Raw genomic sequence first — 7460 nt, forward strand, 5'->3', positions numbered from 1 at the left:
AACATACAAGTTTAACAGTGCTCTTACTTAAGGAAAATTTAAGAAACCTATGTTTAAATGTCCTCATATGTTATTTATCATCAGGAGGCTGGCATCATTTATGAATTTTTTCAAGAACTTTAAGTTTGCTCAAAAAATCAGTGTTTTAACAGCAAGTTTTTTCTTATTTCTTGCCATCATTGGCTACGTATCATTTAATCAAATTACAAATTTACATTCAAATGTAAAGGAATTAAATGATTCTAGACTCGTGCCAATCGTTCAACTCGAGGACCTTAAATCAAATATCGAATACATTAAGACACAATCAACTTCCATCATGGATGCACGTGATGATGCCGAAGAAATGTCAGCCACTCAGAAGGATGTGGCCACTAGAGAAGCTACTGTAAAGAAACAGCTAACAGCATACAAAAATAATTCTGAATACATAGCTATGGTAAAAAAAGTGAACGCCTTCCTTACTGCTTCTGAATAGTTTGTGCACTCAAACGAGGCACAACAAACAGTGGATACTACTATACAGCAAGGGGCAACTGCAGGTCCGCCTCAGGGTATGGTGAAAATGGACTCAACCCGGAAGGAAGCCATTAATGCACTGGACAAGTTAATTGACAACCAAGTCAAAAATGCCCAAAAAACATACGATGACAGCAAATCGGTTTACAAAACCACTCTATTAATTATTATTTCTGTATTGGCAGCTAGTGCTATCTTTACCTTACTTTTATCGGTATTTATTACTAGATCGATTGTGATACCTGTTAAAGGTGTCACATCAAAGTTAAATGAAATTTCACAAAGCAATGGTGATTTGACCCAGAGAATTGGTTATAACAGCAAGGATGAAATGGGTGAACTGAGCCGAAGCTTTGATCTGTTAATTGGAAAATTATGGGACATTATCAAAGAGGTGGCGGCTTCATCTGAAACGATTTCGACATCAAGTGGACAATTAAACGAAGCGACGGGTGTGACCGTTCAATCCTTGGAGATGATTTCAAAAACCATTGGAGAGATTGCTTCAGGTACTTCTCAGGGAGCGGCATTTGCTGAGCAGACGACCTCAAATCTGATAGAAGCTGTCAATTTTTCAGAATCTACCGCTATGGCGACGAGGCAAACGAATGACAATACTCTAAAGGCAAAACAAGCTGCAGAAGAAGGTGCCGGAAAAATTTCTAAAGTGGTTGATTCCATTACCAATATGGCTGCTTCTTCAAAAGATGTTACGGTAATCATTAGTAATTTAAATGAATCATCCAAAAAAATCGGGGAAATTATTCAGATTATCTCAGGAATTTCTACCCAAACTAACCTACTTGCCTTAAATGCTGCTATTGAAGCAGCACGTGCCGGAGATGCGGGAAAAGGATTTAGTGTCGTTGCTGAGGAAATTCGCAAACTGGCTGATCAGAGCAACAAGGCGGCCATTGAAATTTCTGAACTTGTAAAAGATAATCAAGCAAAATCCATTTCAGCCGTACAATCCGTCCATTTAGTGGAAGAAAGAGTATCTGAAGGTGTTAAAAATGCCGACGAGGTTGGCGAATCTATTCAAAATATCATGAACCATATTCAAGATATCGTCAATCAAGTAAAGCAGATTGACAAAATGAATACACAGCAGGCTAATTCCTCAAAAGAAATGAGACAGGCAGTGGCCAATTTGGCGGACGCCTCCAGTGAGATTGCTGCCGGAACAGAACATATTAGCAAAAGTATCGATGGACAAGTTCTGACCATGAACGAAATGGAAAAAACAACAAATCAGCTGTCAGAAATGGCGAAACGTTTAAAAGAACTAACAAGTGGATTTAAAATTTAAGTTCTATGCAGGACATACTGCTCCCCTTCATGTCTATTGTTGACGGGTAGACGTTCTTTGGGATTACCACTTTCAATCAAGGCATTATTGTTGATATTTTTTTCAAAAGGAAAATATAATTAAATTAGCTTTTGAATATATTGCCATTTGAGGGGGAGATTTTTTACATGCTGCAGCGTCCAAATGAAAACGAGTATCCGGAATATTATGTTCCCTATGTTAGCTTGGTAAGAGATGGTGACCTGATCACCCTTCTAAAGGAAAATCTTGCACAGGTGTCTGAGCTTTTCGATAGTCTTTCTGACGAGGACGGACAATATCGCTATGCACATGGTAAATGGAGTATTAAAGAGGTTTTGGGTCACATCTCGGATACGGAGAGAGTAATGAGCTATCGGTTACTTCGCATTGGCCGCGGTGACCAAACTTCATTAGCTGGTTTTAATGAAGAATACTTTGTCAACGGCTCACAGGTGAACGATCTTCCAATTAAATCGATTCTAAACGAATACATCACGGTTAGAAATGCTACCATTGCACTAATCGAAAACATGCCCAAATCTGCCTGGGAAAATGTAGGCAACGCTAACAATCTGCCAGTGACGGCTCGAGCAGTCGCTTACATCCTTGCAGGTCACGAAATTCACCACCGTAACATCATAACTCAAAAATACCTGCCAAATATCAAATAAATACTATATCCACAGAGCAATTGGTGCGTGTTTCATCGTTGCTCTTTTTTCATGGAGTAGGTTCGTTAGGGTAACAACACCAACAATTATATAATTGTGAAAAATATAGTTGCGAACAAACGTTCTTGTATATTATAATTTAATTGTTGGCAATAATAGGTAGGGCTTGAGAAAATAAAATCATTGGATTTACTTATGTTGTCGATGGCTTTGTGATGGTTAACTATTTTTGTTAGGGAGATGATTTTTTTGACTACTCGTTTAATTCCTTACTTGGTGATGAATGGAAATGGCAGAGAAGCGATTCAATTTTATGAAAAGTCATTAGGTGCGCAAGTTTTATTTTTACAATCCTTTGGAGAAATGCCAGAAAATCCGGAATTTCCTTTACCCGCTGAAGCCAAGGACTATGTCAGCCATGCAACATTTAAAGTAGGAGAAACAGAAGTTATGCTGTCTGATACCTTTCCTGGTCAGCCGCATCATAGTGGAAACCAAGTAACAATCTGCATTTCTACAGATGATATCGAGGAAGCAAAAAGAATTTTCAATGCCTTACAAGATGGCGGTCAAGTTTCTATGCCGCTTCAAGAAACATTTTTCAGCCCGGCATATGGCAATTTGACCGATAAATTTGGCGTCTCTTTCCAAATTTTCACCGAAGGAAAACAGCATTAAAATAGTTCCAGGGTTCCAAGGATTCTTTGGAACCTTTTTATTATACAAAAAGGAATCAACCAAGCAGCTGATTCTTTTCATCCCATTTTCGATTTTGCGGCTGCAGGTTGATATTTCCTCATTGGTCCATAATCCAGGACTTCCTGCAAATAGAGATTCCCATTCGGACTTTTTTTCTTAAGTAGTTCCATCAAATATGTAATATCATCCATCGCTCTATGTGTTTGATGATTTGTGATTTCATGAGCTTCTAATAAAGTTAACAATTTGCTGTTGGGATAACCATACTGTTTCCACGTTACATTTCTCATTGAGCAGTACCATTTTAATTCATTTACTTCAGGGTACATGTGATAGAGAAAACTTCGGTCAAACGAAGCATTATGGGCGAAAACAGAATCAGCCCGATCAAAATACGATTTAATCTGTACGTCTAAAAAACTCTTTCCCTTAACCATTTCATATGGAATCCCATGAACCCGGAAAGCCTTCGAATAGTTTCTCTTGGCAGAGCTCGAGAGCGGTTCGCGTAAAAAAGAATTCTCCTCAAGGATTTCCATAATTTCTCCAGTATCCTCACGATAAGAAAATAACTTCATCGCCAGTTCAATTACCTCATCGGTGGTTGGGCCCAAACCAGTTGTTTCAACATCCAGAATCAGACCAACACGTTCCTGAATTCCCATCAATATCATCCTTTAATCCGAAAGTTTCCTTCATTATACCAAATTCATGTCCATCCTCCTATCTGGAAAATAAGCCCTAATTATTTTTCCAAACCTGCAATAAAAGCCCTCATGATGATGGACAAACTCTCATCTAAATCAAGCGCCATTTTAAATCCCCCACGCTGCTCCAAAGCAGAAAAACCATGTAAAATACTGCGCATCCCTCTAACAGCATGCAGGGCAAGATCGCCCTCCAACTGAAAGGCCTGTAATACTTTAACAGAAAGCTCTACGACTTTAGCCCCCGCCTGCTGAACATCCCAATCCTCAGGGTCAGGTGCCATTAGCGTTGCCTCATATAAACCGGGGTGGTTCCTTGCAAAATTCACATATGCCCTGCTCAATGCTAAAATCGCTTCGGTGCCTGACACACCGATTGCTGATTGGGTCAATTCTTCATATAGCTTATTAATTCCATGTATTGCAAGTTGCTTTCGTAATCCCGGTAAACCATCGAAATGATTATATAAAGAAGGAGGGCGGATGTTCAGCTTCTTAGCTAAATTAGCCAAGGTAACCTCCTGCATCCCTTGCTTATCCGCCAATTCCCCCGCTGCTTCAAGTATTTTTGTTAATTCGAGTGCAAATTTAGGCCGTGGTGACATGGTCGTTCTCCTTTATCTTTTGTTCAAAATGCTGTATTGCCTTACTCATTTGAACTGAAGGGTTTTCAATCATTTCTCCATGGCCGATTGCCAATAAACTAGGCTTGAGTCCTGCTAGTTTTTTTGCACTTTGTAATGCCGTTTTTTTGCTCCAAGTTCCAAAAGCCGGGAATGGAAAGAAAGGCTTCACATCTCCAGCAACCGCCATTCCTCCTCTTGTCTGATAAGCATCTCCCGCAATCACTGCATTTGTTCTAGAATCAAGAAATGACATTGAGCCAGGTGTGTGCCCCGGAGTTTCGATTGCAATTAATGAACCAATCCTATCTCCTTCCTTTAATAATATAGATGCTTTTGTTTTTAAATTTTTCGGGACTCCCCCCTTTATCGGTGTTTGGTCCTCACTAGGATCCAGTGTCAGATCTCTGTTCATTAACCTGTTGTCTCTAACAGAAATATAGACCGGTATATCAGGAAGGACTTCTTTCAGTGAATCTATGGCACCAACATGATCGCCATGTGCATGCGTCAAAACAATCTTATTTATCGGCTTTCCAATCTGTTCAGCTGCCTGTAATATCCCTTTTGTACTAAAGCCCATTGCTGCATCAATCAGTGTCAATCCGCTCTCCTCTACCACTAAATAACAATTAACCGGAAACAATTTTGGCATAAACGTCACCTGATATAAAAATCCATTTTTCGTGATTCTCATCATTAACCATCCCCTTAAAACTAATATGATTAGTTTTATTTTAACTAATGATATTAGTTTTATCAAGCATTTCCTCTTTTTTATTAAAAAAGGTTTCAACTATCTCTGTGTAACAAATTGTTCATATCATTTTTACAGAAATGTGAACCATTGAACAAATTACTCTCAATTCGAGATAATCATGCTATATTAACAATGTAATCATAATTTAAATCATATTAAACGAAGGAGTGTTACAAATGGTTGCAAATTGGTTAAGACAAAATAAAATAGCATCTGGACTTTTAACAGTTCTACGCTTATATATCGGGTATGCATGGTTGACAGCTGGCTGGCATAAGCTTTCTAGCGGTGGTTTTGATGCTGCAGGATTCTTAAAAGGTGCCATTGCGAATCCTGTAAAAGGCCCAGATGGAGCCGTTCAATTTGGTTGGTACGTTGATTTCTTAAAGCATTTCGCCTTACCAAACGTTGATATTTTCAATACAATTGTTCCTATTGGTGAATTTTTGGTTGGTTTAGGATTAATCCTTGGTTGCTTAACAACCGCAGCTATGTTCTTCGGGCTTGTGATGAACTTCGCTTATCTATTCGCAGGTACAATTTCTTCTAACCCAATGGATATCTTAATCGGCGTGATTATCCTATTTGCTGGATTTAACGCTGGTCGCTTCGGTCTTGATAACTGGGTGATTCCATTCATTCGCAAAACTGTTGGTATAAAAGGTAAGGAAACAATAAAACAAAGTGCCTAATTATAAAGAAAGAGTCTCGCTGTAAAATGAGACTCTTTCTTTATTAACTTTTACACTATGGCTATGTAACAAATTGTTCATATCATTTTTACAGAAATGTGAAATAGCAAATAATTCAAACTTCATTCAAGTTAAACCTGTTATATTAACACTATATTCATTATTTAAATCATATCAAACGAAGGGGTGTTACAAATGGTTACAAATTGGTTAAGACAAAATAAAATAGCATCTGGACTTTTAACAGTTCTACGCTTATATATCGGGTATGCATGGTTGACAGCTGGCTGGCATAAACTTTCTAGCGGTGGTTTTGATGCTGCAGGATTTTTAAAAGGTGCCATTGCAAATCCGGTAAAAGGTCCAGATGGAGCCGTTCAATTTGGTTGGTACGTTGATTTCTTAAAGCATTTCGCCTTACCAAACGTTGATATTTTCAATACAATTGTTCCTATTGGTGAATTTTTGGTTGGTTTAGGATTAATTCTTGGCTGCTTAACAACTGCAGCTATGTTCTTCGGGCTTGTGATGAACTTCGCTTATCTATTCGCAGGTACAATTTCTTCTAACCCAATGGATATTTTAATCGGTGTGATTATCCTATTTGCTGGATTTAATGCTGGACGCATCGGTCTTGATAACTGGGTGATCCCATTCATTCGCAAAACTGTTGGTGTAAAAGGTAAGGAAACAATAAAACAAAGTGCCTAATAATAAAGAAAGAGTCTCGATGGCAAATGAGACTCTTTTTTTATGTTATCACATGGTTTATTGTGTAAAGAGAAGGAATTATTGAAATTTTGTCACCATCCTGTATAATTGTCTCCGAATCAAATAGAATTATAGAAAAAATTTCACAGGGGAGGTTTGAAATGGCAAATAACACAATCATTCAATTTAAAAATGTCACCAAACAATTTGATCAGGATTCACTAGTCCTAGATCATGTCAGTTTCGAGATTGAAAGAGGGAAATTTTATACCTTACTGGGTCCTTCAGGCTGTGGTAAGACGACCATATTACGATTAATTGCCGGATTTACCGAGCCAACTACCGGTGACATTTTTTTTAACGAGAAAAAGTTTAATGATATTCCGGCGAATAAACGGCAAGTTAATACGGTTTTTCAGGATTATGCCCTGTTTCCGCATCTAAACGTATACGAAAATGTTGCGTTCGGATTGCGCATTAAAAAATTAAAAAATAGTGAAATTGATTCAAAAGTAAAGGAAGCACTCAGCTTTGTAAATTTAAAAGGATTTGAGCAGAGAGAAATTCGTGAAATGTCAGGCGGTCAACGCCAGCGGGTCGCGATTGCAAGAGCCATCGTCAACGAGCCTGAAGTCATTCTGCTTGATGAACCATTATCCGCGCTGGATTTAAAGCTACGTACAGAAATGCAGTATGAATTGCGTGAGCTTCAGCGCCGTTTGGGGATAACGTTTATTTTTGTCACCCA

General features: G+C 38.4%; 10 protein-coding genes and 1 pseudogene. 8 read left to right on the top strand and 3 right to left on the bottom strand.

Annotated features, from left to right (window positions below; all coding sequences use genetic code 11):
- Positions 1-100: 100 nt before the first annotated feature.
- From V7083_RS22805 to V7083_RS22820, 5 genes and pseudogenes are all read left to right on the top strand, one after another.
- Positions 101-478 carry an MCP four helix bundle domain-containing protein gene (locus V7083_RS22805; protein ID WP_335482392.1) on the top strand — a complete coding sequence of 126 codons (378 nt, stop codon included), beginning with the start codon at positions 101-103 and terminating at the stop codon, positions 476-478.
- A gap of 87 nt (positions 479-565) precedes the next feature.
- Positions 566-883 (top strand): annotated as a pseudogene (locus tag V7083_RS23890) (HAMP domain-containing protein); the annotation flags it as partial.
- Positions 884-994: 111 nt separating this feature from the next.
- Complete coding sequence (locus V7083_RS23895; protein WP_438823766.1) at positions 995-1828, top strand: methyl-accepting chemotaxis protein; 834 nt, start codon at positions 995-997, stop codon at positions 1826-1828.
- 167 nt (positions 1829-1995) lie between these two features.
- Positions 1996-2520, top strand: a complete 525-nt coding sequence (locus V7083_RS22815; RefSeq protein ID WP_335482396.1) for a DinB family protein — start codon at positions 1996-1998, stop codon at positions 2518-2520.
- Positions 2521-2769: 249 nt separating this feature from the next.
- Positions 2770-3198, top strand: coding sequence for a VOC family protein (locus tag V7083_RS22820; RefSeq protein WP_335482398.1), 429 nt, complete (start codon positions 2770-2772; stop codon positions 3196-3198).
- Between the two features lie 77 nt (positions 3199-3275).
- Here V7083_RS22820 and V7083_RS22825 read toward each other — a convergent pair whose 3' ends face one another.
- The 3 genes from V7083_RS22825 to V7083_RS22835 form a co-directional block, all read right to left on the bottom strand.
- Entirely contained in the window at positions 3276-3884 is a 609-nt protein-coding gene (locus V7083_RS22825) for an exonuclease domain-containing protein (protein ID WP_335482399.1), read from the bottom strand.
- Between the two features lie 80 nt (positions 3885-3964).
- Entirely contained in the window at positions 3965-4531 is a 567-nt protein-coding gene (locus tag V7083_RS22830) for a TetR/AcrR family transcriptional regulator (RefSeq protein ID WP_335482401.1), read from the bottom strand.
- Positions 4515-5246 carry an MBL fold metallo-hydrolase gene (locus V7083_RS22835; protein WP_335482408.1) on the bottom strand — a complete coding sequence of 244 codons (732 nt, stop codon included), beginning with the start codon at positions 5244-5246 and terminating at the stop codon, positions 4515-4517. The genes V7083_RS22830 and V7083_RS22835 overlap by 17 nt, the downstream gene beginning before the upstream one ends.
- A gap of 239 nt (positions 5247-5485) precedes the next feature.
- Between V7083_RS22835 and V7083_RS22840 the strand changes: the two genes are divergently transcribed.
- The 3 genes from V7083_RS22840 to V7083_RS22850 form a co-directional block, all read left to right on the top strand.
- On the top strand, positions 5486-6001 hold the full coding sequence (locus tag V7083_RS22840; RefSeq protein ID WP_335482403.1) for a DoxX family protein: 516 nt from the start codon (positions 5486-5488) through the stop codon (positions 5999-6001).
- 195 nt (positions 6002-6196) lie between these two features.
- Positions 6197-6712, top strand: a complete 516-nt coding sequence (locus tag V7083_RS22845; RefSeq protein ID WP_335482404.1) for a DoxX family protein — start codon at positions 6197-6199, stop codon at positions 6710-6712.
- A gap of 161 nt (positions 6713-6873) precedes the next feature.
- A partial coding sequence (locus tag V7083_RS22850; protein ID WP_335482406.1) for an ABC transporter ATP-binding protein occupies positions 6874-7460 on the top strand: 587 nt, incomplete at its 3' end.

Origin of the sequence: Bacillus sp. JJ1764, assembly GCF_036962145.1 — a bacterium.
Lineage (GTDB): Bacteria > Bacillota > Bacilli > Bacillales > Cytobacillaceae > Neobacillus.